25 protein-coding genes and 2 tRNA genes are annotated in these 25,405 nt (G+C 60.4%); 18 read left to right on the forward strand and 9 right to left on the reverse strand.

Annotated features, from left to right (window positions below):
* The first annotated feature begins 47 nt into the window (after nt 1–47).
* Genes H7850_RS03015 through murB form a run of 8 tightly spaced genes read left to right on the forward strand, consistent with a single transcriptional unit; the run spans nt 48 to nt 6,495 of the window.
* On the forward strand, nt 48–719 hold the full coding sequence (locus tag H7850_RS03015) for a MotA/TolQ/ExbB proton channel family protein (RefSeq protein WP_227367906.1): 672 nt from the start codon (nt 48–50) through the stop codon (nt 717–719).
* Nucleotides 716–1,150, forward strand: coding sequence for an ExbD/TolR family protein (locus tag H7850_RS03020; RefSeq protein WP_227367907.1), 435 nt, complete (start codon nt 716–718; stop codon nt 1,148–1,150). Before H7850_RS03015 ends, H7850_RS03020 begins: the two co-directional genes overlap by 4 nt.
* A complete protein-coding gene (msbA, locus tag H7850_RS03025; RefSeq protein WP_227367908.1) occupies nt 1,147–2,889 on the forward strand; it encodes a lipid A export permease/ATP-binding protein MsbA in 1,743 nt (580 codons plus the stop codon). The genes H7850_RS03020 and msbA overlap by 4 nt, the downstream gene beginning before the upstream one ends.
* A gap of 5 nt (nt 2,890–2,894) precedes the next feature.
* The gene (gene lpxK, locus H7850_RS03030; protein ID WP_227368532.1) at nt 2,895–3,911 is read left to right on the forward strand and encodes a tetraacyldisaccharide 4'-kinase; all 1,017 of its coding nucleotides are present in this window, start codon (nt 2,895–2,897) and stop codon (nt 3,909–3,911) included.
* Complete coding sequence (locus H7850_RS03035; RefSeq protein WP_227367909.1) at nt 3,904–4,179, forward strand: Trm112 family protein; 276 nt, start codon at nt 3,904–3,906, stop codon at nt 4,177–4,179. The genes lpxK and H7850_RS03035 overlap by 8 nt, the downstream gene beginning before the upstream one ends.
* A 12-nt stretch (nt 4,180–4,191) precedes the next feature.
* Nucleotides 4,192–4,974, forward strand: coding sequence for a 3-deoxy-manno-octulosonate cytidylyltransferase (kdsB, locus tag H7850_RS03040; RefSeq protein WP_227367910.1), 783 nt, complete (start codon nt 4,192–4,194; stop codon nt 4,972–4,974).
* Nucleotides 4,975–5,008: 34 nt separating this feature from the next.
* Entirely contained in the window at nt 5,009–5,482 is a 474-nt protein-coding gene (locus tag H7850_RS03045) for a low molecular weight protein-tyrosine-phosphatase (protein WP_227367911.1), read from the forward strand.
* Nucleotides 5,479–6,495 (forward strand): UDP-N-acetylmuramate dehydrogenase, encoded by a 1,017-nt coding sequence (gene murB / locus H7850_RS03050; RefSeq protein ID WP_227367912.1) that lies wholly within the window; start codon nt 5,479–5,481, stop codon nt 6,493–6,495. The genes H7850_RS03045 and murB overlap by 4 nt, the downstream gene beginning before the upstream one ends.
* 73 nt (nt 6,496–6,568) lie before the next feature.
* Here the strand turns inward: murB and H7850_RS03055 are convergent.
* From H7850_RS03055 to H7850_RS03095, 9 genes are all read right to left on the reverse strand, one after another.
* Nucleotides 6,569–6,645, reverse strand: a tRNA-Met gene (locus H7850_RS03055).
* A gap of 56 nt (nt 6,646–6,701) precedes the next feature.
* Nucleotides 6,702–7,793: a redox-regulated ATPase YchF gene (gene ychF, locus H7850_RS03060; RefSeq protein WP_227367913.1), complete on the reverse strand. Its 1,092-nt coding sequence runs from the start codon at nt 7,791–7,793 to the stop codon at nt 6,702–6,704.
* A gap of 155 nt (nt 7,794–7,948) precedes the next feature.
* The gene (gene pth / locus H7850_RS03065; protein ID WP_227367914.1) at nt 7,949–8,533 is read right to left on the reverse strand and encodes an aminoacyl-tRNA hydrolase; all 585 of its coding nucleotides are present in this window, start codon (nt 8,531–8,533) and stop codon (nt 7,949–7,951) included.
* A gap of 139 nt (nt 8,534–8,672) precedes the next feature.
* Nucleotides 8,673–9,368, reverse strand: coding sequence for a 50S ribosomal protein L25/general stress protein Ctc (locus H7850_RS03070; protein ID WP_227367915.1), 696 nt, complete (start codon nt 9,366–9,368; stop codon nt 8,673–8,675).
* A 124-nt stretch (nt 9,369–9,492) separates the two neighbouring features.
* Entirely contained in the window at nt 9,493–10,434 is a 942-nt protein-coding gene (locus H7850_RS03075; protein ID WP_227367916.1) for a ribose-phosphate pyrophosphokinase, read from the reverse strand.
* A 90-nt stretch (nt 10,435–10,524) separates the two neighbouring features.
* Nucleotides 10,525–10,599 (reverse strand) — tRNA-Gln (locus H7850_RS03080).
* A 93-nt stretch (nt 10,600–10,692) separates the two neighbouring features.
* Nucleotides 10,693–11,574: a 4-(cytidine 5'-diphospho)-2-C-methyl-D-erythritol kinase gene (gene ispE, locus H7850_RS03085; protein ID WP_227367917.1), complete on the reverse strand. Its 882-nt coding sequence runs from the start codon at nt 11,572–11,574 to the stop codon at nt 10,693–10,695.
* The gene (gene lolB, locus H7850_RS03090; RefSeq protein WP_227367918.1) at nt 11,541–12,164 is read right to left on the reverse strand and encodes a lipoprotein insertase outer membrane protein LolB; all 624 of its coding nucleotides are present in this window, start codon (nt 12,162–12,164) and stop codon (nt 11,541–11,543) included. Before lolB ends, ispE begins: the two co-directional genes overlap by 34 nt.
* A 35-nt stretch (nt 12,165–12,199) precedes the next feature.
* The gene (locus tag H7850_RS03095; protein WP_227367919.1) at nt 12,200–13,912 is read right to left on the reverse strand and encodes a tetratricopeptide repeat protein; all 1,713 of its coding nucleotides are present in this window, start codon (nt 13,910–13,912) and stop codon (nt 12,200–12,202) included.
* Nucleotides 13,913–14,137: 225 nt separating this feature from the next.
* Here H7850_RS03095 and hemA point away from each other — a divergent pair, with 225 nt between their 5' ends.
* The 10 genes from hemA to H7850_RS03145 all read left to right on the forward strand — a co-directional run bounded on the left by hemA (nt 14,138) and on the right by H7850_RS03145 (nt 25,261).
* Nucleotides 14,138–15,424, forward strand: a complete 1,287-nt coding sequence (hemA, locus tag H7850_RS03100) for a glutamyl-tRNA reductase (RefSeq protein ID WP_227367920.1) — start codon at nt 14,138–14,140, stop codon at nt 15,422–15,424.
* A complete protein-coding gene (prfA, locus tag H7850_RS03105; RefSeq protein WP_227367921.1) occupies nt 15,421–16,509 on the forward strand; it encodes a peptide chain release factor 1 in 1,089 nt (362 codons plus the stop codon). Before hemA ends, prfA begins: the two co-directional genes overlap by 4 nt.
* Nucleotides 16,506–17,345 (forward strand): peptide chain release factor N(5)-glutamine methyltransferase, encoded by an 840-nt coding sequence (gene prmC / locus H7850_RS03110; protein WP_227367922.1) that lies wholly within the window; start codon nt 16,506–16,508, stop codon nt 17,343–17,345. The genes prfA and prmC overlap by 4 nt, the downstream gene beginning before the upstream one ends.
* Nucleotides 17,346–17,433: 88 nt before the next feature.
* Nucleotides 17,434–17,931, forward strand: a complete 498-nt coding sequence (locus tag H7850_RS03115) for an Lrp/AsnC ligand binding domain-containing protein (protein ID WP_227367923.1) — start codon at nt 17,434–17,436, stop codon at nt 17,929–17,931.
* Nucleotides 17,932–18,032: 101 nt separating this feature from the next.
* Entirely contained in the window at nt 18,033–18,794 is a 762-nt protein-coding gene (locus H7850_RS03120) for a HesA/MoeB/ThiF family protein (RefSeq protein WP_227367924.1), read from the forward strand.
* 13 nt (nt 18,795–18,807) lie between these two features.
* A complete protein-coding gene (locus H7850_RS03125) occupies nt 18,808–19,758 on the forward strand; it encodes a LysR family transcriptional regulator (RefSeq protein ID WP_227367925.1) in 951 nt (316 codons plus the stop codon).
* A gap of 31 nt (nt 19,759–19,789) precedes the next feature.
* Nucleotides 19,790–20,650: a formyltetrahydrofolate deformylase gene (purU, locus tag H7850_RS03130; RefSeq protein ID WP_227367926.1), complete on the forward strand. Its 861-nt coding sequence runs from the start codon at nt 19,790–19,792 to the stop codon at nt 20,648–20,650.
* Between the two features lie 190 nt (nt 20,651–20,840).
* A complete protein-coding gene (locus H7850_RS03135) occupies nt 20,841–22,166 on the forward strand; it encodes an aminotransferase class III-fold pyridoxal phosphate-dependent enzyme (RefSeq protein WP_227368533.1) in 1,326 nt (441 codons plus the stop codon).
* Between the two features lie 35 nt (nt 22,167–22,201).
* Nucleotides 22,202–23,698, forward strand: coding sequence for a CoA-acylating methylmalonate-semialdehyde dehydrogenase (locus H7850_RS03140; RefSeq protein WP_227367927.1), 1,497 nt, complete (start codon nt 22,202–22,204; stop codon nt 23,696–23,698).
* Between the two features lie 192 nt (nt 23,699–23,890).
* The gene (locus H7850_RS03145) at nt 23,891–25,261 is read left to right on the forward strand and encodes an NAD-dependent succinate-semialdehyde dehydrogenase (protein ID WP_227367928.1); all 1,371 of its coding nucleotides are present in this window, start codon (nt 23,891–23,893) and stop codon (nt 25,259–25,261) included.
* Nucleotides 25,262–25,405 lie beyond the last annotated feature (144 nt).

Raw genomic sequence — 25,405 nt, forward strand, 5'->3', positions numbered from 1 at the left:
GCCTGTTGGTATTGGCGGCCTTGCGGCTCGAGTGGGAGACTCTACCGATGGATGTATTCGACGCGCTGATGGCGGGTGGCTGGCTGATGCTGCCGATTCTCGGCTGCTCGCTGCTGGCCACGGTGATCGTCATCGAGCGACTGTGGAGTCTGCGGGCAGCGCGTATCGCGCCTCGCGGACTCGGGCAGGAAGTGTGTGAGCGTATTCGTCAGGGCCAGATCGACTTGAATTGGCTAGAAGGGCACTCCCCGCTCGGGACGGTGCTGGCGGCAGGGCTGCGCAACGCGCGCCTTGGTCAGGAGCAGGTGCGCTCCCGGCTTCAGGATGCAGCGACCGCCGTCATTCACGATATGGAGCGCTATCTCAGTCCGTTGGGCACTATTGCTTCGATTACGCCGCTGATCGGTCTGCTGGGTACGGTCGTTGGTATGATCAAGGTGTTTACCGTCATCGTCAGTGCCAATGGCGTCGAGCGCACCGCGGATCTGGCGGGGGGTATTTCTCAGGCGCTGGTAACCACCGCTGCGGGACTGTTCGTGGCGATACCGGCGCTGATGTTCCACCGCTATTTTCAGCGCCGAGTAGAGGATATCACCGTGCGCATGGAGCAGCAGGCGGGCCAAGTGGTCGAGCAACTGGCGCATCAAAGCGGGGAGTTGACCCTGGCGGATCGCCGCGACTCCCTCGAGGGCCGAGATGTCCGGGAGCAGCGGGCATGAAGTTTCTGCGTCATAGCCGCGACTCGGTGGACGTCAACCTGACCCCCTTGATCGACGTGGTCTTTCTGCTGCTGATCTTCTTCATGGTCTCCACAACCTTCGATACCCGGCAAGCACTGGAATTGGTGCTGCCAGACAGCGGCAGCGCCACTGCTCAGGAAGCATCGCCGGTAACACTGACGATTACCCAGAGCGGCGAGTATCGATTGGGCGAACAGATACTGGACTCAGCCCAGGCGCTACGCCAGGCGCTGGCGGCCCAGGTGGAAAGTGCCCGGGAACGGGGCGTGGTGATCGAAGCGGATACGCGTACGACCCATGGGGCAGTGGTGGTTGCCCTGGACCAGGCTGCCGCGCTGGGCATACAGCGTGTGCGAATCGCTACCCGACAACCTGCAGCGCTTGACTCCGAACCCCTGGAGACGCCGTGACTCAATCCAGTAGCTGGACCCTCTATCGCCGTTTGCTCGGCTACGTCAAACCCTATTGGCACTACTTTTCTCTGGCGGTGTTGGGCTATGCGATTTACGCCGCCTCCAGCACCGCCCTGGCGGAGATGATGAAGCGGTTGATCGATGGCATCCAGAACCCGGATGCGTCCTTTCGTCTGTTCTTGCCTCTGTTCGTTATCGGTATGTTCACTGCTCGCGGCGTAGGCACTTTTCTGGGCACCTACTTCATGAGCAACGTGGCGCGTAACGTGGTGCACTCGCTGCGCTGCGAGGTGTTCAATCACATGCTGCATTTATCCGGACGCTTCTTCGATGCCCATTCGAGTGGTCATCTGGTTTCCCGGGTGACCTATCACGTCGAGCAGGTGACCGGCGCGGCGACCAAGGCGGTGACCATTCTGCTGCGGGAAGGTCTGTTCGTCATCGGTCTGCTCGGCTATCTACTGTGGACCAACTGGATGCTGACCCTGGTCTTTCTGACCGTGACGCCGTTGATCGGCCTGGTGGTGCGTGTCGCCAGCAAGCGTTTTCGGCGTATTTCTCGGCGCATCCAGAGTTCCATGGGAGACGTCACCCACGTGGCCTCCGAGGCGCTCTCCGGCTACAAGGTAGTGCGGACTCATGGCGCCGAGGAGTACGAAAAGCAGCGTTTCGCCAGAGCCAGCAACTACAATCGCGAACAGAGCCTGAAAGAGGCACTGACCAAGGGCATCAGCACCCCGGTGATCCAGCTATTGGTTGCGATTGCGCTGGCTGGCCTGGTGTGGCTGGCGATGGCTCCGGAGCTGATGGCAAGCATGACTGCCGGAGAGTTCGTAGCGTTTATCACCGCTGCCTCCTTGATGGCCAAGCCGGTCAAGCAGCTCACCGAAATCAATAGCGAGATCCAGAAAGGCTTGGCGGCTTCTCAGGAGCTGTTCGGTCTGCTCGAAGTGCCCCCGGAAAGGGACGACGGCACAATCCTGCCGACGCGACTTGAGGGGCACGTGAGCTTCGAAGGGGTTCGCTTTGCCTATGGCGACGATCAGCCCGAAGTGCTCAAGAGCATCGATCTTGACGTCACTCCAGGGGAGTTGATTGCCATCGTCGGGCGCTCCGGCAGTGGCAAGACGACCCTGATGGGGTTGCTGCCGCGCTTTTACTATCCGACGGAAGGGCGCGTCACCATCGACGGGATCGCGATCAACGAGTATCAGCTCTCGCCCCTGCGTCAGCAGATCGCCCTGGTTTCCCAGCAGGTCACCCTGTTCAATGCCTCGATCGCCGATAACATTGCCTATGGCGTTCCCGATGCCAACCGTGAGCAGATAAAAGCCGCAGCGGATTCCGCTTATGCCAGCGAGTTCATCGAGCGTCTGCCCAAGGGCTTCGATACCGTGGTGGGCGATAACGGCGTGATGCTTTCCGGAGGCCAGCGCCAGCGTCTGGCCATTGCCCGGGCAATCTTCAAGGACGCGCCGATCCTGATCCTGGACGAGGCGACCTCGGCGCTTGACACTGAGTCCGAGCGGTATATTCAGCGGGCACTCGAGGAAGTCTGCCGGGATCGTACCACCTTCGTCATCGCTCACCGGCTATCCACCATCGAGCGCGCGGATCGCATTCTGGTGATGGAACAAGGGGAGGTCGTCGAGAGCGGCACCCATGCTCAACTGCTCGAACGCGATGGCGCCTACGCCGCCCTGTATCGGCTGCAGTTCCAGGAGGTCGAGGCGTGAGTCGCATGGTCGAGGCCTGGTACCGGGATGCTGCCTGGCTCAAGCTGCTAAGGCCTCTGGAATGGCTCTATCGGGGCGCCGTGGCGCGCCGGCGCCGTGCCTACGCCAGTGGCCGCAAGTCCGTTCAGTGCTTGCCGGTGCCGGTGATCGTGGTGGGCAATATCACGCTAGGCGGTACCGGAAAGTCTCCGCTGGTTGCCTGGCTGGGACGTTACCTGGGTGCGCAAGGCTGGCGTCCGGGCATCGTTTCCCGGGGGTATGGCGGCAAGGCGCCGCACTATCCTTTTCATGTCGGGATGGAGGCGTCGGTGGACCAGTCCGGTGATGAACCCTTGATGCTAGTTCAGCAAACCGGTCTGCCGGTGGTGGTCGATCCCGATCGCCCACGCGGCGCTCGAGCGCTGATCGAAGCGGGTTGCGACATCGTGATTGCCGATGACGGCCTGCAGCATCTGGCACTGGGTCGGGACATCGAACTGGTGGTGGTGGATGGCAAGCGAGGGTTCGGCAATGGGCGCTGCCTGCCGGCAGGTCCGCTGCGAGAGTCCTTTTCGCGACTGAACCACGTGGATGCGATCGTAGTCAACGGCGAGTCCCGTAAAACGCTTCACTGCGCCAACGGCACCAAGAGCTATCAAATGCAGCTGCGGCCGGCCCAGTGGCGTCACCTCGTTGATGGGGTCTGTTATCCTGTGGGCAGGCAGCCATTCTATAGTCCCGTTCATGCGCTGGCGGGCATTGGGCACCCTTCGCGCTTTTTCGCCACCCTCGAAGCCCTGGGTGTAGAAGTACGTGAACACCCACTGGCGGATCATCATCGTTTCAGTGCCGAGGATCTGCGCTTCGACGACGAACTGCCAGTGGTGATGACGGCCAAGGATGCAGTCAAATGCCGTCCCTTCGCCCATGCGGATTGCTGGGTGCTGGACGTGGAGGCTTGTCCGCAGCCGGCCTTCATCGACTGGCTGCAAACGCGACTCGAGACGCTTCAATCGGCTACCCGGGAGGTAAGCAATGGATAAGGAATTACTCGCGCTACTGGTCTGCCCTCTATGTCAGGGCAAGCTCAAATACGATCGGGATCGGGCAGAGCTGCGCTGCCACTTCGATGGCCTGGCCTTTCCGATTCGTGACGACATTCCGGTGATGCTGGAAGAGGAGGCCCGGGTCTTGAGCGTCGATGAAAAGCTCAACAAGCCGACTCTTCAAGGCGGCGGGCTTTCTGCCAAGGGCGATGAAAGTGAGCGGCAGGACGGGCAGGAAGCCGGATCCCACAAGCCAACCGCATGAGTGCCGTGATTCATGAATGATTTTGTTGTCGTGATTCCGGCGCGCTATCACTCCACGCGCCTGCCGGGAAAACCGCTTCTGGATATTGGCGGGCTGCCGATGGTGGTGCGGGTTTGGCAGCGGGCCTGCCAGAGCAAAGCGACCCGGGTAGTAGTGGCTACGGACGATCGCCGCATCCAGGAGGCGGTGGAGAAGGCGGGAGGCGAGGTAGTGTTGACCCGGGATGATCATCCGTCGGGTACGGACCGTCTGGCAGAGGTGGCCGAGCGCCTCGAACTCGCCGACGATGCCATTCTGGTCAACGTGCAGGGGGATGAGCCCTTGCTGCCCGCCTCGCTCATCGATCAGGTCGCGGCAAGTCTCGAGAAGGATGCCGAGGCGTCGATTGCCACCCTGGCGGAATCGATCAGCGATATCGATACCCTGTTCAACCAGAACGTGGTCAAGGTGGTGCGGGATATACACGGGCGCGCCCTGTATTTTTCCCGGGCGCCCATTCCCTGGGATCGAGAGCACTTTGCGACACGTCCTGAACTGCTCGAATCCGATCTCTGGCTTCGTCATGTAGGGCTTTATGCTTATCGTGCCGGCTTTCTTGCCGAGTACGTCAACTGGCTGCCTAGCCCCCTGGAGCAGCTGGAGCAACTCGAGCAGCTGCGGGCGCTGCATCACGGTCATGGCATTCAGGTGGCACTCAGCGCCGAACCCCATCCGGCGGGAGTGGACACTCCGGGGGATCTTGAGCGTGTGCGTGGACTGCTGGCCGATCATCCCACTTCTCAAGGTTTTGAATAAGCCATAAAGTTTCAAATACGCCATGAGGTTTCGAATGCGAGTTCTGTTCGTTTGTCTGGGCAATATCTGCCGCTCTCCTACCGCGGAAGGTGTCTTTCGCTCCCGCCTCGATAAAGCGGGTTTGGCAGAGCGCGTCGAGGTCGACTCCTGTGGCACCAGCGACTGGCATATTGGCGATCCACCGGACTCCAGGGCCGTCGTCGCCGCCAAGAGTCGTGGTGTCGATCTGAGCCAGTTGCGCGGGCGCCAGTTGGAAGAAGAAGACTTTCGCCGCTTCGACTATATCCTGGCCATGGATCATATGAATCTGGAAAATCTCGAAGCGTTACGGCCCCGGGATAGCCAGGCCCATGTGGGTCTGTTCATGGCGTTTGCGGGGCGCTCCGACGAAGCGATTCCGGACCCCTACACCGGGGACGAAAGGCATTTCGAGAAGGTGTTCGATATGATCGAAGCGGCCAGCGATGGCCTGATCGAAGCGTTGCGCAGGCGTCTGGACACGGCATGATTCGACAGGACGTCGATCTGTCTAGGGCCAATACCCTGGGCTTGCCTTGTCGAGCGGAACGTTTTCTGGCCACTGACGATATCGCGACCACTCGCGATGCGCTTCGTCAGGCGGTGAAGCGGGACTGGCCACTGACGGTACTCGGGGGCGGCAGCAACCTGGTGCTGCAACCCTGGCTGCCGGGTCTGGCGTTACAGCCGAGCTTTGCCGATCTGCGTTTCGAGGAGGTTGGAGAGGGCGATGTGCTGGTGCATGCTGGCGCCGGTCTGAACTGGCATGCGCTGGTTGAAGCACTGGCGGCCAAGGAGTTGTGGGGCATCGAGAATCTGTCGCTGATCCCGGGCCATGTCGGGGCGGCTCCCATCCAGAACATCGGCGCCTACGGGGTCGAGCTTGCGGACGTGCTCGAACGAGTGTACCTGCTGCACCTCGAGGACGGTCGGGAAGCCGTATTCGATCGGGAGGAGTGCGGCTTCGGCTACCGGGATAGCGTTTTCAAGCATGCCCTGGAGAATCGCGTGGTCATCACCCGGCTGGTGCTGCGGGTTTCCACCCGGGCTCAGCCGCGGCTCGATTACGGCGATCTGGCGGCGCGACTCCCAGCCAAGCCCAGTGCAAGCGACGTAGTCGCCGCGGTCAGCGCGGTGCGCCGAGAGAAACTTCCCGATCCGACGGTGCTGGGTAACGCAGGCAGTTTTTTCAAGAATCCGGTAGTTGCCAATGAGCAAGCTAAGGCATTACTCGCGAAGCATGCGGACATGCCGCACTTCCCTCTTGCCGATGGCGGCGTCAAGCTCGCTGCCGGTTGGCTGATCGATCAGTGCGGTTTGAAGGGGCTGCGGGAGCGTCATGTGGGCATTCACGAGCGTCAGGCGCTGGTGTTGGTGCATCATGGCGGCGGCAGTGCTGGCGAGTTGCTGGCCCTGGCCCAGCGTGTCGTCGATAAGGTGCAGGCGCGTTTCGGTGTGACACTGGAGCGAGAGCCGCGTTTGATGGGGCGGAAGGCACGCTAGACAGATCTTCATGGCAGAAAATGAAAAAGCCCGACAGGTGATTTTTCACCTGCCGGGCTTTTCGTATTCGTGGTGGTGGCTACGCCCTGATTTGAACAGGGGACCCCATCATTATGAGTGATGTGCTCTAACCAGCTGAGCTACGTAGCCGTCCAACGGGGGCGAATCCTACGCGTAAGTGGATGACCTGTCAATTATTCAGCTGTTTATACATTGAAGCGGAAGTGAATGACATCTCCGTCTTTAACAATATATTCCTTGCCTTCCAGCCGCCACTTGCCCGCATCCTTGGCACCCTGTTCGCCGCCCAGGGTAACGAAGTCCTCGTAGCCGATAACCTCGGCACGAATGAAGCCCTTTTCAAAATCCGTATGGATGACACCGGCAGCCTGGGGCGCTGTAGCGCCGATCCTGACCGTCCAGGCGCGCACTTCCTTCACGCCGGCAGTGAAGTAGGTCTGCAGCCCCAGCAGCGAGTAGCCGGCGCGAATGACCCGGTCTAGACCCGGTTCTTCCATGCCCATTTCACTCAGGAACATGCTGCGCTCTTCATCGTCGAGTTCGGCAATCTCGGCCTCGAGCTGATTGCACACCGGCACCACCACGGCATCTTCGTCCTTGGCAATCCCGCGCACGACATCGAGATAGGGGTTGTTCTCGAAGCCGTCCTCGTTGACATTGGCAATATACATGGTGGGCTTGAGGGTCAGGAAGCCGAAGCTTCTGACCTGACGCTTCTCGTCATCGGAAAGACCGAAACTGCGTAGGGGCAACCCTTCGGCAAGATGAGGCTGAATACGATCGAGAATCGCTTTGGTGGCCATGGCATCCTTGTCGCCGCCCTTGACCACTCGACTCAGGCGCTGGCTGGCCCGTTCGACGGTGTCCAGGTCCGCCAGGGCCAGTTCCATATTGATGATTTCGATATCCGCCTGGGGGTCGACCTGGTTGGCCACGTGAATGACGTTGTCATTGTCGAAGCAGCGCACCACGTGCGCGATGGCGTCGGTCTCGCGGATGTTGGCGAGAAACTGATTGCCCAGGCCTTCACCCTTGGAAGCCCCGGCAACAAGGCCGGCAATATCCACGAACTCCATGGTGGTAGGAATGGTCTTCTGGGGCTTGACGATTTCGGCCAGCTTGTCGAGACGCGGATCCGGCATGGGCACGATGCCGGTATTGGGCTCGATGGTGCAGAAGGGGAAGTTCTCCGCGTCGATGCCGGATTTGGTCAGCGCATTGAACAGGGTGGACTTGCCGACGTTGGGCAGGCCGACGATACCGCAGTTGAAACCCATGATGTGTTCCTGGAAATCGAGTGAAAAAGTGGGGATATCTTACGGAAAATGGCGTGAAGCAGCCATTTTCGTTAGCCCTTGAACTAGCCCTTGAACTAGCCCTTGAACTAGCCCTTGAACTAGCCCTTGAACTAGCCCTTGAACTAGCCCTTGAACTAGCTCTTGAAAGAGTGCAGTCGATTCATCGCTTTAGCCCATTCTCCGCTCAGGGCTTCTGGAAGGGTCGCCAGACATTCATCGATTGCCGCATCGATGGCGGCGCGCTCGGCTTTCCCCGGCCGGCTCAGCACGTAGTTGACTACCTGGCGCGCCTCCCCCGGATGACCGATACCGATACGCAGACGATGAAAGGCGTTGTTGTTGCCCAGGGCGCTGATGGTGTCGCGCAAACCGTTGTGGCCGCCGTGGCCACCGCCTTGCTTGTAGCGAGCCGTACCCGGGGCGATATCCAGTTCGTCGTGGGCAACAAGCAGTTCTTCCGGGAAGAGTTTGAAGAACTGGCAAAGCGCCGCGATTGCCCCGCCGCTGCGATTCATGAAGGTGGTCGGGTTGAGCAGATGCAGCTCCCGGCCGGCGAAATTGACTTTGGCGTAGAGCCCCAGAAATTTCTTCTCCGCACGCAGTGACGCGAGGCTGTCCCGGGCGATGGCTTCCACCAGCCAGGCACCGGCATTGTGCCGGGTGTCGGCATAGTCGGCGCCAGGATTGCCGAGGCCGATGATCGCTTTTAGTTGACTCATGAGGCTGTGCTCTCCAAGGAAACGAACCAACTTCTCAAGAAAACGGGGCACCCCTAAAAAGATCAAGCGCCGGGTTAGCGGCGCTTGATCCATGCAGTGGAGCGTTTCAACAGATTGAAATACCCGACAAGATAGCGTGTTAGCTCTTGTCTTCGCCTTCGCCCTCGCTGCTTTCCTGATCCTGCTCTTGATCCGTGCCTTCCTCACCTTCGGTTCCAACCGCATCCTCGCCCTCGATTTCCTCATCGGTGCGGACACGCGCCTTGGCGATGTTGAGGATGGCGTAGTCGTACTCTTCGCCATGGCTCAAGGCCACGGAGGTTACGCCCTTCGGCAAGGTAATGTTTGACAGATGCAGCGTCGTGCCGACTTCAAGCTCGGAGATATCGACTTCCAGGTAGTCCGGCAGATCCTTCGGCAGACAGCTGATCTCGACTTCCGTCATCAGCTGGTGAAGCTCGCCATCCTCTTCCTTGATGCCGATGCACTCTTCCTGGCCGGTCACGTGCAGTGGCACGTTCATGGTGAACTCTTCCTTGGCGCTGACTCGCAGGAAGTCTGCGTGGGTCACCAGCGGCTTGAAAGGATGGCGCTGAAGATCACGCACTACCACCTGATGTTTTTTGCCATCCACGATCAGATCGATCAGGGAAGAGAAGAAGAGCTCGTTCTCGATGGCCTTGTAGAAAGCGGATTTTTCCACGGCGATCGGGCGCGGAGCCTTGTTACCGCCATAAACGATGGCGGGAATGTACAGGTCTTCGCGACGCAGGCGGCGGCTCGCACCTTTCCCCAGATCGTCACGGACCTTGACGTTAAGTTTGAAATCGGACATTTAAGTAACCTCGTTGGTTAAAGTGAGGAAAGCACCAGGGTTCGCGACCAAATCCTGATGTTTCCGGTGGCGTCTTGGGACGCTTGTAACCGCGATCCTGTCTGCACTGAAGGCGCTAAAGCCCTCAATGAAACATGGCGCTCACGGATTCTTCATTGCTGACACGGCGGATCGCCTCGGCAATCAGCCCCGCCACGCTAAGCTGGCGTATCTTGCCGCTACGCCGTGCGCTTTCGGCAAGAGGGATGGTATCACCGACCACCAGTTCGTCGAGTACCGAGCCCAGAATATTATCGACTGCCGGGCCCGAGAGAATCGGGTGGGTAGCATAGGCAACGACACGCTTGGCGCCGTGATCCTTCAAGGCTTCGGCGGCCTTGCATAGTGTGCCGGCAGTATCCACCATGTCATCCACCACCACGCAGGTGCGATCCTGAATCTCACCGATAATGTGCATCACCTGGGCCTGATTGGACTGCGGGCGTCGCTTGTCGATGATGGCGAGATCCGCATTGAGCTGCTTGGCAATGGCCCGGGCCCGAACCACGCCGCCGACATCCGGCGATACCACCACCAGGTTGTCGTAGTTCTGGCGCTCGATATCATCGAGCAGTATCGGCGAGCCGTAGACGTTGTCTACCGGCACGTCGAAGAAGCCTTGAATCTGATCCGCGTGCAGATCCATGGTCATGACCCGGTCGACCCCGGCCTTGACCATCATGTCGGCCACTACCTTGGCGGAGATGGGCACCCGGGCCGAACGTACGCGGCGATCCTGGCGCGCATAGCCGAAGTAGGGAACGACGGCGGTGATACGAGTGGCGGAGGCGCGGCGCAGGGCATCCACCATCAGAATCAGTTCGAGCAGATTGTCGTTGGTCGGCGCGCAGGTAGACTGCAGGATGAATACATCCTTGCCGCGCACGTTCTCGTTGATCTCGACCGTGATCTCGCCATCGCTGAATTGGCCGACCGTGGCATGGCCGAGCCGGTTGTCGAGGCATTCGGCGACCTTGCGGGCGAGTTCGGGATTGGCGTTTCCGGCGAAAACCATCAATTTAGACACGCGCAGCTACCTTTGGAGTCTGAACGCTCGTCGCAGGAGACGGGCGTCTGGAGGAATCTCGATAGGATGTTGGCAGTTTCAATAGAGAGTTGGCTGGGGTACCAGGATTCGAACCTGGGAATGCCGATACCAAAAACCGGTGCCTTACCACTTGGCTATACCCCAGTAATACCATTGTAGACGCTGGGACTCGTACCTTGTCGCCAGGCCGCTGGCTCTCCAGATTGCCTTGCTCTATTTCTTGCAACAGGCTCAGTTCTATAAAAGCCCAAGCGCCTGATGAAGGGGCGAAACATTACAGCCACGAGCCACAAAGGCATGCCAACCGTCTTGTGTCTGCGCCAGTATTTCCCGGGCGTCGGCTTCATCCTCGAAATTGCAGAATAGACAAGCACCGGTGCCGGTCAATAGCGGCGGGGCAAAAGCGGAAAGCCATGCGAGGGCCTCATCAACCGCCGGGTAAAGTCGCCTTACCGTCGCTTCGCAGTCGTTGCGCCAGGTGCCGGGCCCCTCCTGCAGTGCGCGCGCCATACTAATAGGGGGGGTGTTTCGTGTCAATTGCGGAGCGCCGAACACCTGGGGTGTCGATACTTCTATACCGGGATGCAGCACCAGAAACCAGGGGGTATCCAGCTCGACCCGCGTCAGGCGCTCACCGATGCCTTCGGCCCAGGCAGCGTGGCCATGCACGAATACCGGTACGTCAGCCCCCAGCTGGAGCCCGAGTGCGGCGAGATGCTCGAGGCCAAGCTCAAGATTCCAGAGGCGATTCAAAGCGACCAGGGTAGTGGCGGCATCGGAGCTTCCGCCTCCCAGACCGCCGCCCAGCGGCAAGCGCTTGTCGAGATGAATATCTGCCCCCAGGCGACAGCCGGTGTCGGATTGAAGCAGCCGTGCGGCACGCATGATCAGATTGTCGTCATCCGCCACCCCGGCAAGGGCCGAAGTAAGACTGACGACTCCGTCATCACGGCGCTTGAAATGCAGGGTGTCGCCGTGGTCGAGAAACTGAAAAAGCGTCTGCAGTTCGTGATAGCCGTCTTCACGACGCCCGGTGATATGCAGCAGACGATTGAGCTTGGCCGGGGCCGGCAGCGTCAGTTCCCTCACGGAGATGTGGCCGTATCGAGTGGCTGCCATTGATTGACTACCAGGGTGGCGCGCAGATCATCGAAGGTCATCACCAGGCGCCGGGGTAGCCATAGGCCGCCGTTCAGTCTCGGTGCCCAGGTCCAGTCGCGGTAGTCGATGGTCCAGCCCGCTTGGCGTAGCTGTTGAGGAAACCCGAGCGCATCCGCCTGCATTTCATGGGCTGCATTCGGTGCGGGCAGGCCGCGGACCCAGTAGTCCATAGCGGATATGGGCAATGACCAACCAAGCTGCTGCTGCATCAATTGCTCCGGCGTACGAGCGGAGAAGCGGCCGTCCGGTGTGGTCAAGGTCACGCCACCGGGTGAACCGTCTAGAGTACTGCGGCCGGCGCCGAAGGGGCCGCTGATCATCATGCGATAGGAAAAAGGTGTCTGCTGCCAGTCCAGGTTGGCGCTGGTGGCATCGTTGGCAGTTCGCAGCCCCACCTTCCCCGCCAGACGCCAGCTCTCGAGGGTCTTGAGTTGTTCAAGCTGCGCAGGCCAGTCACCGGACTGACGCGGCGCGTCCGGCGTCGGTGCTTGGGCGGCACAGCCTACCAGCAACAATAGGCTTAACAATAGAAACAGTGTTCTTGTCATACAAGCTCGTCTCGATGATAAAAAAGGGTGTGCGTTCAAGGCGCGAGGCCTGGAATTCGCTCGATCAGCGCATCCAGCTTGGGTCGCTCATCGAAGCGCTCAAGGGCTTCGGTGACGATTTTCCGGGCCTCTTCGCGGCGATCGAGCAGCCACAACACTTCCGCCAGATGCGCGGCTATCTCCTGGTCGGGCTGAGCCCCATAGGCGTCCTGTAGATAGGGCAGCGCCTTTTGATTGTCGCCCAGCTTGTGATGGGCCCAGCCCAGGCTGTCGAGAATGGCAGCGCTTTCGGGTTCCAGTTCATGAGCGCGCTGAATGAGTTCGAGGCCTTCTTCGTGGCGTTCGGTGACGTCCACCAGGGTGTAACCCAAGGCGTTCAAGGCCATGGCATTATTCGGCTCCCGCGCGAGGATGGCGCGTAGATCGCGCTCCATGCCAGGTAGGTCGCCCTGTTCATAGCGGCGCATGGAGCGCAGGAAACGCAGCTGGGTAGCGTCGGGGTTACGCCGGATTTGACGTTCGAGCAGTTGTGTGGCGGCATCCGACAAGTTCTGCTCTTCCAGCAGGTCGACTTCGATAATGGTGAGTTCGCTGGCCATGTCCGGGTAGCGCAAACGTTCGATGTCCAGAAAATCCCGCGCATCGAGCAGGCGACCCGTTTCGATCAGCATCTGGGCTGCGCGAACCCGCGCTTCGAGGAAACCTTCCCCGGGGGGCACCTGGCGATAATAGAGCAGGGCGTTGTCGACCTCACCCTGGTCGTCGGCAATGGCGCCCAGCAGGATATAGGCTGCCGGTGGGGTCGGGTCGGCATCCAGCAAGGGCAGCAGCAAGCGCCGTGCCGGGGCATTGTAGCCTTCCTCTATATAGAGCTGCGCAAGCGCCAAGCGCAGCTGCGTCGCATCCGGATGGCGCTCGAGAAGGGTGTCGAGCCCCGCTTCGGCAGCATCGACATTGCCCAGGCGCAGCTGGGCTTGGGCAAGCATCAGGATGAAACGGCTGTCCTCGGGCGCGATCTGCAGCCCTTTTCGAGCGGCGTCTCGGGCAGCGCTGATACGGCCTTGCTCCAGCGCGATTCGCCCACTCACCAGCCATACGGCAGGAAACTTCGGCTGCGTTCGCGAAAGATCGGTCAGACGCTGCTGGGCTTGCCGGGTATCGCCCAGGGCGGCTTCGAGCAAAGCGGTAGCGACAACGGCATCGCCCTGCTGCGGATGATCGTCGAGAAAGCGAAGGAGCGTCGCGTGTAGAGGAGAAAGATCGACGTTTTCCTCGATGGCGGCTTCCGCAAAGGTAATCAGATCGCCCTGATCGCCTTGTGCTGCCAGGGTCAGGCGCTGCTCCAGGCTGGCCTGCCAGTCGCCTTGCTCCATGGCGAGCCCTGCTAAAAGCCGAGCCGGTGCTTCACTGGTGGGTGCAAGCTCGCTCCAGCGCTTGGCAGTTTGTAGAAGCAATTCCTTGTCATTGCCAGAACGAGCGGCAAGAACGGCTCGCTCCGCCAGGGCGGAAGAACCATAGCGGTCGGCGGTTTCCAGATAGCCTCTTGCGGCACGATCGAAATCATTGCGCAGGCCGGCCAGCTCGGCGGTAAGCAGGGTTGCCAGGCTCTGGGCGTCGAGACCCTTGCGGATCGCGGGCGCCGAGGCCAGCGGATCGTCAGAGGCCATTGAAGAAGGGCCGGAGGACGTGCCTTGACAGCCCGTCAACAGCACAATGAGCAAAGTGGTCGTAACCAGGTGTGGACGCATTCCTTCCTCGTGCGCTAAACAGGCTCAGCGATTTCAGGGAGTATCACCGGCCATCATGGCCATGACGATAGGATTGTCGCTCAGCATACCGGCTTGATCGGTCCGGGCAAAGTGATGTGCCAGGTATCCTGCCGTGACGAAGCGGGTGTGATAAACTATTGCGCCAAATATCCTTTGTCGGATTTCTTGCTATCCATTTATGGTCTCGATGCTAGTGACGCTGAAATGACGCTTCTTGCGCTGGGAATCAATCATAATACCGCCTCCGTTGAGGTGCGCGAGCAGGTTGCCTTCGATCCGAGTCAGCTGGAAAAAGCACTGGGTGAACTCAAGTGTCTGCCTCATGTGCGTGAGGCAGCCGTACTGTCGACCTGTAATCGAACCGAGCTTTATTGTGTTACCGGTGAACAGGGTGAGCAGGCGATTCTCGATTGGCTAAGCGGTTTTCATGGCCTGACGGTGAATCAGCTGGTTCAGTGCGCCTATCATCACCTCGATGATGCGGCGGCTCGGCATCTCATGCGAGTGGCTTCCGGGCTCGATTCGATGGTGCTTGGCGAGCCCCAGATACTGGGGCAGATCAAGACGGCCTATCAGCAGGCCCACGACTACCAGGGCCTTGGCGGAGAGCTTGAGCGCTTGTTCCAGCATGTCTTTGCCGTGGCCAAGCAGGTACGCACCGAGACCGGTATCGGTGAAAATCCGGTCTCCGTCGCCTACGCTGCGGTCAGCCTGGCGAACCGCATCTTCGATGACCTATCCCAGTCCCGCGCGCTTCTGATCGGTGCGGGCGAAACCATCCAGCTAGTGGCGCGGCATCTCAAAGAGGCGGGCATTCAGGACATGGTCGTTGCCAACCGCACCCGAGAGCGAGCTGCGGACCTGGCCCAGGAAATCGGTGGCAAGGCCATTTCGCTAAGCGAAATTCCTGACGAACTGCCTCGAGCCGACATCGTGATCACGTCCACCGCCGCACCGCTGCCTATCCTGGGAAAGGGCATGGTTGAGCGCGCGCTGAAACTGCGTCGTTATCGCCCTGTCTTCATGGTGGACATCGCTGTACCCCGGGATATCGAACCCCAGGTTGGCGAGCTGAACGACGTCTTCCTGTACACCGTCGATGATCTGCAGGAGGTGATCGAGGAGAATCGCCGCCACCGCCAGGTCGCGGCGGATCAGGCGGAGGAGCTGATCACCCTCGGGGTGGAGCACTGGCTGCACGAACGCCGGGTGCGTGGCGCCGGCGATATCATTCGGCGCTATCGAGAGCACGGCGATGCCTTGCGTCAAGCGTCGGAGGATCGTGCCCTTGCGCAGTTGGCCAAGGGCCAGGACCCGGAAAAGGTCATTCGTCGCTTGACCCAGCAACTGACCAACAAGCTGTTGCATGGCCCTACGCTACGCCTACGAGAAGCCTCCGGCGCGGAGCGCCATGATCTCGTTCAGGCAGCGGAGCAGCTGCTGCTCGAGCCGACAGCCCCCACCCAGGATTCACAACAGGACCCTTCATGAAAGCGTCACTGCGCAATCGGCTGGAAAGTCTTCAGGAACGCTTCGAGGAGCTGGCGGCACTGCTGGCCGACCCTGGCGTGATCGCTGAGCAGACGCGGTTTCGCGACTATTCGCGAGAGTATGCCGAACTCGACGAACTCACTGCTGCCTGGCGCGAATATCGCCAGGTGGAGCAGGACGTGGAAGACGCCGTTCAGCTGAGCGCCGACGGGGATGCGGACCTGCGGGAACTGGCTCAGGAGGAAGTCCAGGAGGGGCGTGAGCGTCTCGAAGTGCTGGAAGAGCGTCTCAAGAAACTGCTGGTACCCAAGGATCCGGACGATCATCGCAATATCTTTCTCGAGGTGCGTGCCGGTACAGGAGGAGACGAAGCCTCGCTATTTGCCGGCGATCTGTTTCGCATGTACTCACGCTATGCCGAAAAGCTGGGCTGGAAGATCGAGGTGGTCAGTGCCAGCCACGGTGAGCAGGGCGGTTACAAGGAGATCATCGCCCGGGTGCGGGGCGAAGGGGTCTATGCCCGGCTCAAGTTCGAATCCGGCGCGCACCGGGTGCAGCGGGTGCCGGCCACGGAATCTCAAGGGCGTATTCATACCTCCGCCTGTACCGTGGCGATCATGGCGGAAGCGGACGAGGTCGGGGATATCGATATCGATTCCAACGATCTGCGGGTGGATACCTTTCGCTCCAGCGGCGCCGGCGGGCAGCACGTCAACACCACGGATTCGGCGATTCGTATTACCCATCTTCCTAGCGGCGTGGTAGTGGAGTGTCAGGAAGAGCGCAGCCAGCACAAGAACCGCGCCAAGGCGATGTCACTGCTAGCAGCGCGGCTGAAACAGAACGCCGTGACCAGTCAGCGCCAGCAGCAGGCGGATACCCGCCGCTCCCTGGTGGGTTCCGGAGATCGCAGCGAGCGCATACGTACCTACAACTTCCCCCAGGGGCGGCTGACGGACCATCGTATCAATCTGACCCTGTACAAGCTCGGTGAGGTAATGGCCGGGGAGCTGGATGAGGTCATCGAGCCGCTGATCAACGAATACCAGGCCGAACGCCTGGCCGCACTGCAGGACGCGGGATGACCATCGAACAGCTGCTGATTCAAGCGGCGGTACGCTTGAAGGCTGCGGAATCGGCAACACCCCGGCTGGACGCCGAGGTGCTGTTGGGGCATGTGCTTGGACGAGATCGCACCTGGCTCTATACCTGGAGCGACCGCAAGGTGGAAGATGCGGCGCTGACAAAATTCGAGGCTCTTCTAGACGCACGGATCGCCGGCGAACCCATTGCCTACCTGATCGGCGAGCGAGAGTTCTGGGGCCTGCGCCTGCAGACCCATGCCGCCAGTCTGATTCCTCGCCCGGACACCGAATGCCTGGTGGAAGCGGCTCTGTTCAGAGCCACAGAAAAGCACGGGCGAGCGCTGGACCTGGGCACCGGTAGCGGCGCCATCGCCCTGGCCTTTGCCAGCGAACGCCGAGGCTGGCAGGTCACCGGCGTCGATCGAATCGCCGATGCGCTGGCGCTGGCCCAGGCAAACGCGGAGCGACTGGATATCCTTAACGTCGAGTTCATCGAGAGCGACTGGTTTTCGGCGCTTGCCGATCAGCGCTTCGAGCTGATTCTGGCCAACCCTCCTTATCTGGCCCCGGACGACCCGCATCTGGAGCAGGGCGATGTGCGATTTGAACCGCGCTCGGCCCTGGTCGCTGCGGAGAACGGGCTGGCGGATCTGCGCCATTTGATCGTTACCGCAGGAACGCACCTCGAACCCCAGGGCTGGCTACTGCTCGAGCATGGCTGGACCCAGGGCGAGGCAGTCGGCGAGGCATTGTGTGAAGCGGGTTACACGGAGGTGGCGACGCTTGCCGATCTGGCAGGCCAGCCGCGAGTCTCCCTGGGGCGATATGCCTATTGAGAGTCTGTGTGGAATGGCAGACTGGAGCACTGGCAAGCGAGTGTGATAGTGATAGACAGTCGATACCTGATTGAAAAAGACCCTTACAATGAAAACCAAAACGCGCCCCCTGGATCGTATCGATCTCAAGATTCTCAATGTTTTGCAAGAGAACGCCCGTATCTCCTACGTGGATCTTGCCGCCGAGGTCGGGCTTTCGACGACCCCTTGTCTTGAACGAGTCAAGCGTCTCGAACGCGCCGGCGTCATTCGGGGCTACAAGGCCCTGCTCGATCCGACGGCCCTCAAGGCCAATCTGCTGGTATTCGTCGAGATAAGCCTCGAGACCCAGTCACCTGCGGTGTTCGATGAGTTTCGGCGCGCCATTGCCAAACTGCCCCAGATCCAAGAGTGCCACCTGGTCTCGGGGCAGTTCGATTACATTCTCAAATGCCGTATTCCCGAGATGTCCGCTTATCGCCAGCTGCTCGGGGACGTGGTGCTGACCCTGCCCGGAGTCAAGGAGTCGAAAAGCTATGTGGTCATGGAGGAAGTCAAGGAGGCATTCACGCTGCCGATTCCCGATTTCGATCAGTGGGAGCAGTGATTCCACGATGCGTACCGTTCGCAGTGAAAGCAGCACTCAGCGCGTACAATAATCAATCAGGCCCGAATTTTTTCGATGAATGCTAGAAGCCAAGGTGAGCCATGAACGATCAAGCGCTACTGCGTTACAGCCGGCAAATCATGCTGCCCCAGGTCGATATTGCCGGTCAGGAGCGGCTGCTTGCCAGCCATGCGGTGATCGTCGGGGCCGGTGGATTGGGCTCGCCGGTAGCGCTTTATCTGGCAGCGGCAGGGGTCGGGCGCATGACTCTGATCGACGACGACGTGGTGGAGCTTTCCAACCTGCAGCGCCAGATCGCTCATGGCGAAGCGGACCTTGGCCGGCTGAAGGTCGAATCCGCGACGATGGCGGTCCAGGCGCTCAATGCCGAGTGTCAGATCGATGTCATTGCCCGTCATCTGGACGGCGTGGCGCTGGTAGAGGCGGTGTCGGATGCGGATGTGGTACTCGACTGTACCGATCGCTTTTCCAGTCGATATGCCATCAATCGTGCCTGCCTGCAGGCAGGTAAGCCCCTGGTGTCCGGGGCTGCCATTCGGTTTTCCGGACAGCTGGCCGTGTTCGATCTACGGGAGAGGGAAACGCCCTGCTACGCCTGTCTATACCCTGCGGGCGAGGCGGGCGAACAGAGCGATCAGGAAATGCGCTGTGCCGAGAATGGCGTCATTGCGCCGCTGGTGGGCATGATCGGCACCTTCCAGGCGCTTGAGGCAATGAAGATTCTAAGCGGCGCTGGAACGCCACATCGAGGGCTTTCCACCTTCGATGGCTTGAGTGGCGAGTGGCGGCATTTTTCCGTGTCTCGCGACCCGCAATGCAGCGTATGCAGCGTGAAGGGTTGAGCAAGCAAGCCGCATGGAGCGCTCATCCCTCTCTTCAAATCAGATCACCTTGAGCCAGGTCAGCGACTTCGATATCCGTTTGCTGCGGGTGTTCAAGACGGTTGTGGAGTGTGGCGGCTTTACCGCTGCCGAACCAACGCTCGGCATTAGCCGTTCGGCCATCAGCCTGCATATGAGCGACCTGGAAAAGCGTCTGGGGCTGCGGCTGTGCCAGCGTGGGCGCGGCGGCTTCTCCCTTACCGAAGAAGGACGTCAGGTGCATGGTGCCGCTCTGACCTTACTGGCTGCTCTGGAAACTTTTCGCACCGAAGTCAATGGCTTGCATCATCATTTGCGTGGCGAGCTCAATATCGGCATTACCGACAATCTGGTCAGCAAGCCCGAAATGCGCATCACCCATGCTCTGGCAGCGCTCAAGGCGCGCGGCCCCGAGGTGCGTATCAACATTCACATGGAATCCTCGGATACGATCGCCCAAGGGGTACTGGACGCTCGCTTGCATGTGGGGGTCGTACCGAAGGTCAATCTGCTCGCAAGCCTCGACACTCACGCGCTTTATGATGAGCGCTCGCTTCTCTACTGTGCCGATACTCACCCGCTCTTCACGGTCCCCGACGAAGAACTGACGCCTGCCTGTCTGAAACAGCAGGATGCAGTGATTCCCACCTACCCGCTACCGCCGGTCGCCCGAACGGCTCATGCCGCGCTCCACGGCACCGCCAGCGCCTCGGATCGCGAGGGGGCGGTTTTTCTGATACTGACCGGGCGCTATATCGGCTATCTGCCGGATCATCTCGCCGCGCCCTGGGTCGCGGCGGGTCGTCTCAAGGTGCTACCCATCGTCGGAGGCCACTATCTGACGCCTTTCGTGGTCATCACCCGCCGTGATCGGCGCTTTCATCGCGTGCTCGAAGCGTTTCTAGAGAGCCTGGAAAGCCAGAACGATGACGGCTCATCGACATGAATTATCCTTTTTGGAACTCTGGAGCCATATCATGAAAAACAAGCCCGCTTATATCCTCAAAGCCATGTGCCCAGGGCGTGTCGGCATCGTCGCCGCCATCGGCGGCTTCCTTGCCGATCGAGGCTGTTTCATCACCCAGTTCCATGAATTCGATGACCGGGACTCGGGGCGCTTCTTTTCCACCATCGAGTTCGTGTTCGATGGCGAGCACTCCCTCAGCGTCGACCAGCTCAAGGCGGCCTTCGAGACGACGGCGGAGCGCTTCGACATGGATTGGGAAATTCATGACGCTTCGCAGCCGACCAAGGTCCTGGTGATGGTGTCGAAGTACGATCACTGTCTGCGGGATCTGCTCTATCGTCAGGAGAGAGGCGAACTGAACGTCGAGTTCACCGCCATCGTCTCCAATCACGAAGACCTGCGCGCCATGGCCACCCATGCAGGCATCGACTACCTTCATCTGCCGGTGACCCAGGACAACAAGGCCGAGCAGGAGGCGAGACTATTGGAGATCGTCGAGGAGACCGGGACCGAGCTGGTGGTGCTGGCGCGCTACATGCAAGTGCTCTCCGATGATCTTTGTCAGCGGCTGGCGGGACGGTGCATCAATATCCATCACTCCTTTCTGCCTGGCTTCAAGGGGGCCAGACCCTATCATCAGGCCTACGCCCGGGGCGTGAAACTGATCGGCGCCACGGCGCATTACGTGACCGCCGATCTCGACGAGGGTCCGATCATCGAGCAGATGGTCGAGCGGGTGAGTCATGTTCACGACGCCCAGCATCTGACCCAGGTTGGCCGTGACATCGAGGCTCAAACCCTGTCTCGGGCGGTGAACTACCACGTGCATCACCGCGTGTTCCAGAACGGGCTGCGCACCGTGGTGCTATGAGTTTCTGACATGATTTCTCGGCCCAGGCACTGAAAATGCGCTTACGTCAGTGTCTCCTGACGTAAGCGTGAGGGATCGTGAATTTTTTCAGGCTGAGAGTTGAGCCATGCTCAAGGAATGTTCCTGATACGAGGAGGGTAGGGCCATGCTGGACACCACGGATCACGCCGTAAGTTCGAATCCTGAGGCAATGGCGCGCAAGGCGCCTGCTACTGCACTCAACCAGCATTACTGGATGCCATTCAGCAGCAACCGGGATTTTCATGCTAATCCGCGGGTAATCGCGGGGGCGGAAGGGCGCTATTTCATCGACGATCAGGGGCGGCGGCTGTTCGACTCCCTCTCCGGGCTGTGGTGTTCCGGCGCCGGCCACAATCGCGCCGAAATTCAGCAGGCGGTGGCCAAGCAGCTGGGCAGCCTGGACTATGCGCCGGGCTTTCAAGTGGCCCACCCGCTGGCGTTCGAGCTTGCCGAAAAGGTTGCCAGCCTGACGCCAAAAGGGCTCGATCATGTGTTTTTCACCGATTCCGGTTCCGAGGCCGCGGATACGTCCATCAAGATGGCCAAGGCCTACTGGCGACTCAAGGGCAAGCCGGAAAAGACCCGGCTGATCGGCCGCGCCAAGGGGTATCACGGCGTCAACATCGGCGGCACCAGCCTGGGTGGTATTGGCGGCAATCGCAAGCACTATGGCCAGTTGCTAGACGTCACCCATCTGCCTCACACCCTGCAATCGGACCTGGCCTTCACCCGGGGTCAGGCTGAGACCGGCGCGGAGCTGGCGGATGCCTTGCTCGAGCAGATCGCCCTGCATGACGCCTCGAGCATCGCTGCGGTGATCGTCGAGCCCATGGCGGGTTCCGCTGGGGTCATCGTGCCGCCCAAGGGCTATCTCGATCGCCTGTGCGAGATCTGTACTCGGCACGATATCCTGCTGATCTTCGATGAAGTGATCACCGCCTTTGGCCGTAGCGGTGCCCGCACCGGGGCCGAAGCCTTCGGCGTCACGCCGGATATCATGAATGTGGCCAAGCAGCTGACCAACGGCGCGGTGCCCATGGGGTCGGTGATCGCCACGAGCGAGATCTTCGACACCTTCATGCAGGCCGGCGGGCCGGAGCATGCCGTCGAGTTCCCCCACGGCTACACCTACAGCGGCCATCCGGTGGCCTGTGCCGCGGCGCTGGCGGCGCTGGATCTGCTCGAGCGCGAGGACTTTCCCGCCCAGGTACGGGCCATTGCCCCGGTATTCGAAGAGAAGCTGCATGCGCTGAAAGGCCGTCCCCATGTGATCGATATCCGCAACTACGGCCTGGCCGGCGCCATTCAGCTGGCGCCCCTTGAAGGCGATCCGACACTGCGCCCTCGCAATGCGCATCTGGCGCTCTGGGAAGCCGGTTTTTACGTGCGCTACGGCGGCGATACCCTCCAGTTCGGCCCGCCGTTCGGCACTACCCCGGAAGAGCTGGAACGATTGTTCGACGCCGTGGCCACGACCCTCGATAAGCTGAACTGATTCTGCGCCTAACAGCACAAAGACAGGAGACGATAATGGAGCAGGTTTCGCATTTGATTGGCGGTGAACGCGTAAATGGCGGCAGGACGCTGGAAGTATCCAATCCCTCGACCGGCCAGGCGATTCGCCAACTGGCCTGTGCCGACACCGCCACCGTGGCGCAGGCAGTAACGGCGGCCAAAGCGGCATTTCCCGCTTGGCGCGATACGCCGCCGGCCAAGCGTGCCCAGGTCATGTTCCGCTTCAAGCAACTGCTCGAAGAGCACGCTGAACGCCTGGTGCAGCTGGTCAGCGAAGAACATGGCAAGACTCTGGAAGATGCCCTGGGTGAGCTCAAGCGCGGCATCGAGAACGTCGAATACGCCTGCGGCGTGCCGGAACTGCTCAAGGGCGAGTATTCCCACAACGTGGGGCCCAATATCGATGCCTGGTCCAACTTCCAGCCATTGGGCGTGGTGGCGGGTATCACACCGTTCAACTTCCCGGCCATGGTGCCGCTGTGGATGTATCCCATGGCCATCGCCTGCGGCAATACCTTTATCCTGAAGCCCTCAGAAAAAGACCCGACCTCGTCCCTGGCCATCGCCGAGCTGCTGCAAGAAGCGGGCGCTCCCAAGGGGGTAATGAACGTGGTACACGGCGATCGCGAAGCGGTGGAAGCACTGCTCGACGCCCCGGACGTCAAGGCGATCTCCTTCGTTGGTTCCACGCCGATTGCCGAGAGCCTCTATGCCCGCGGCTGCGCCAACGGCAAGCGGGTCCAGGCTTTGGGCGGCGCCAAGAATCATGCCGTGGTGCTGCCGGATGCGGACATCGACAATGCCGCCACGACCCTGATGGGCGCAGCGTTTGGCAGCTGCGGCGAGCGCTGCATGGCGATTTCCGTGGCGGTATGTGTGGGCGATGACACCGCCGATCGTCTGATCGAGACCCTGCAACCCAAGATCGCCGAGTTGAAGGTGGGGCCGGGCACCGACAAGGGGCTCGACATGGGGCCGCTGGTTACCAACGAGCATCGCGACAAGGTACTGGGGTATATCGAGGATGGCCTGCGCTCCGGCGCCGAACTGCTGGCGGATGGGCGAGGCCTGAGCGTGCCCGGCCATGAGGAGGGCTTCTTTCTCGGCGGCTGTCTGTTCGATAAGGTGACCCCGGAGATGCGCATCTACCAGGAAGAGATCTTCGGCCCGGTGCTGTGCGTGGTGCGGGTCGAGAGTCTCGATGCCGCCATCGAACTGATCAACGCCCACGAATACGGCAACGGTACCTGCCTGTTCACTCGCGACGGCGAGGCGGCCCGACGTTTCGCGGACCGGATCGAGGTGGGCATGGTGGGCATCAATGTGCCGCTACCGGTGCCGGTGGCCTATCACAGCTTCGGCGGTTGGAAGCGTTCGTTGTTCGGCGATCTGCACGCCTACGGCCCGGACGCGGTGCGCTTCTACACCCGGCGCAAGGCCGTCTCCCAGCGCTGGGCAGCACCCTTCGAGAAAGCTCATGCGGAGTTCCATTTTCCCTCGGGAGGGAGCTGATTGAGCCAGTGAGTCGGCTATGGATGGCCCGTGTCGCTCATTGAGTGAGCGCTTAGTGAATAGGCGCTTGAATTGCAGAAGCGAATCTTCAAGGATTTGCCGGCAAGCTATCCTGTGTCTGAGAATGTCGTTTGATCCTACTATTTTCCGTTATCCATGAATGGGCTGCGTAACGCACCCCGAGGAGGCGTCATGAGTCACTATCAGGTCGTTAACCCCGCTACCGGCGAAAATCTCGATACTTATCCTACCGCCACGGACGACCAGGTTCAGCAGGCGATCACCAGCGCGGACAACGCTTATCGCCAACTATTGCGCACCACCGATGTGGCCAAGCGGGCGGCGCTTCTCAAGCGCGTAGGGCAGTTGCACGCCGAACGTCGTGAAGAACTCGCGGCCATCATCGTCAAGGAGATGGGCAAGCCCATCGAGCAGGCGCGGGGTGAAATCGACTTCTGTGTCGATATCTACGATTACTACGCCGATAACGCCGAGACGTTTCTGGCGGACGAGCCCATTCCCTCTCCCGCCGGCGGCAAGGCGTTCATTCGCCGCCAGGCGCTGGGGGTGCTCATTGGCATCATGCCGTGGAATTTTCCTTTCTATCAGGTGGCGCGTTTCGCGGGGCCGAATCTAGTGCTGGGCAATACGATCGTGCTCAAGCATGCGCCGCAGTGTCCTGAGTCCGCGCTGGCTTTGGAAAGTATTTTCAACGACGCGGGTTTCCCGGAAGGCGCTTACGTCAATGTCTTTGCGACCAACGATCAGGTCGCCGACATCATTGCCGACCCTCGGGTTCAAGGGGTCTCGTTGACCGGCTCCGAGCGGGCGGGGGCAGCCGTTGCAGAGATCGCGGGTCGACATCTCAAGAAAGTCGTGCTGGAGCTGGGCGGTTCCGATGTCTTCCTGGTGCTCGATACCGACGATATCGATGGGGTTGTCGAGATGGCCGTGGCGGGGCGTCTGGAAAACAGCGGACAGGCTTGCAACGGCTCCAAGCGCATCCTGGTGATGGAGGATATCCACGACGAATTCGTCGAGAAGTTCGCTGCCGCCATGGAGAGGATCGAACCAGCCGATCCCACTGACGAAGGCGCTGCGCTAGGCCCGCTTTCTTCCGCCAATGCGACCGAGACTCTCAAAGGACAGGTGCAAAAGGCGCTTGAGCAGGGAGCCGTGGCGAAGGTGGGCGGAGACGATCCCGAGGGAAATTTCTTTTCACCGACAGTGCTGACCCAGGTCACCCCGAACATGGATGTCTACCACGAGGAGCTGTTTGGGCCGGTGGCCGTGGTCTACAAGGTGGCGAGTGCAGAGGAGGCCGTTGAGCTTGCCAACTCGTCGCCATTTGGTCTTGGTTCGATTGTGGTATCGAAAGATCAGGAGAAAGCGCTGCGGGTTGCCGACCAGCTCGAAGTCGGCATGGTCTTCATCAATGAGGTCGGCGGGGAGGCGGCGGAGTTGCCTTTCGGTGGCGTCAAGCGCAGTGGTTTCGGGAGGGAGCTGGGTCGCTTCGGTATCGATGAATTCGTCAATAAAAAGCTCATTCGGATAAAGGGCTGAGGCTGAATCGTTCTACCTTCGTATCGTTTTGCTGGATGCTTGGTATTTTATACTTGACACCCATATGGGGTCTGGTGCAAGACTGATAGCAAGCATTCAGTGCAACTCTCGATGCAGCCTCGCTTTGAAAAGGACGACAAGCAA

The organism is Halomonas sp. M20 (assembly GCF_020622265.1).
GTDB lineage: Bacteria > Pseudomonadota > Gammaproteobacteria > Pseudomonadales > Halomonadaceae > Modicisalibacter.

What these genes read in the sequence shown, in the direction of transcription:
- H7850_RS03015 (WP_227367906.1), top strand. Translation starts at nt 48, where the DNA reads ATGGATGTATTCGACGCGCTGATGGCGGGTGGCTGGCTGATGCTGCCG.
- H7850_RS03020 (WP_227367907.1), top strand. Translation starts at nt 716, where the DNA reads ATGAAGTTTCTGCGTCATAGCCGCGACTCGGTGGACGTCAACCTGACC.
- lpxK (WP_227368532.1), top strand. Translation starts at nt 2,895, where the DNA reads ATGGTCGAGGCCTGGTACCGGGATGCTGCCTGGCTCAAGCTGCTAAGG.
- H7850_RS03035 (WP_227367909.1), top strand. Translation starts at nt 3,904, where the DNA reads ATGGATAAGGAATTACTCGCGCTACTGGTCTGCCCTCTATGTCAGGGC.
- kdsB (WP_227367910.1), top strand. Translation starts at nt 4,192, where the DNA reads ATGAATGATTTTGTTGTCGTGATTCCGGCGCGCTATCACTCCACGCGC.
- H7850_RS03045 (WP_227367911.1), top strand. Translation starts at nt 5,009, where the DNA reads ATGCGAGTTCTGTTCGTTTGTCTGGGCAATATCTGCCGCTCTCCTACC.
- murB (WP_227367912.1), top strand. Translation starts at nt 5,479, where the DNA reads ATGATTCGACAGGACGTCGATCTGTCTAGGGCCAATACCCTGGGCTTG.
- ychF (WP_227367913.1), bottom strand. Translation starts at nt 7,793, where the DNA reads ATGGGTTTCAACTGCGGTATCGTCGGCCTGCCCAACGTCGGCAAGTCC.
- pth (WP_227367914.1), bottom strand. Translation starts at nt 8,533, where the DNA reads ATGAGTCAACTAAAAGCGATCATCGGCCTCGGCAATCCTGGCGCCGAC.
- H7850_RS03070 (WP_227367915.1), bottom strand. Translation starts at nt 9,368, where the DNA reads ATGTCCGATTTCAAACTTAACGTCAAGGTCCGTGACGATCTGGGGAAA.
- ispE (WP_227367917.1), bottom strand. Translation starts at nt 11,574, where the DNA reads ATGGCAGCCACTCGATACGGCCACATCTCCGTGAGGGAACTGACGCTG.
- lolB (WP_227367918.1), bottom strand. Translation starts at nt 12,164, where the DNA reads ATGACAAGAACACTGTTTCTATTGTTAAGCCTATTGTTGCTGGTAGGC.
- H7850_RS03095 (WP_227367919.1), bottom strand. Translation starts at nt 13,912, where the DNA reads ATGCGTCCACACCTGGTTACGACCACTTTGCTCATTGTGCTGTTGACG.
- hemA (WP_227367920.1), top strand. Translation starts at nt 14,138, where the DNA reads ATGACGCTTCTTGCGCTGGGAATCAATCATAATACCGCCTCCGTTGAG.
- prfA (WP_227367921.1), top strand. Translation starts at nt 15,421, where the DNA reads ATGAAAGCGTCACTGCGCAATCGGCTGGAAAGTCTTCAGGAACGCTTC.
- prmC (WP_227367922.1), top strand. Translation starts at nt 16,506, where the DNA reads ATGACCATCGAACAGCTGCTGATTCAAGCGGCGGTACGCTTGAAGGCT.
- H7850_RS03115 (WP_227367923.1), top strand. Translation starts at nt 17,434, where the DNA reads ATGAAAACCAAAACGCGCCCCCTGGATCGTATCGATCTCAAGATTCTC.
- H7850_RS03120 (WP_227367924.1), top strand. Translation starts at nt 18,033, where the DNA reads ATGAACGATCAAGCGCTACTGCGTTACAGCCGGCAAATCATGCTGCCC.
- H7850_RS03125 (WP_227367925.1), top strand. Translation starts at nt 18,808, where the DNA reads ATGGAGCGCTCATCCCTCTCTTCAAATCAGATCACCTTGAGCCAGGTC.
- purU (WP_227367926.1), top strand. Translation starts at nt 19,790, where the DNA reads ATGAAAAACAAGCCCGCTTATATCCTCAAAGCCATGTGCCCAGGGCGT.
- H7850_RS03135 (WP_227368533.1), top strand. Translation starts at nt 20,841, where the DNA reads ATGGCGCGCAAGGCGCCTGCTACTGCACTCAACCAGCATTACTGGATG.
- H7850_RS03140 (WP_227367927.1), top strand. Translation starts at nt 22,202, where the DNA reads ATGGAGCAGGTTTCGCATTTGATTGGCGGTGAACGCGTAAATGGCGGC.
- H7850_RS03145 (WP_227367928.1), top strand. Translation starts at nt 23,891, where the DNA reads ATGAGTCACTATCAGGTCGTTAACCCCGCTACCGGCGAAAATCTCGAT.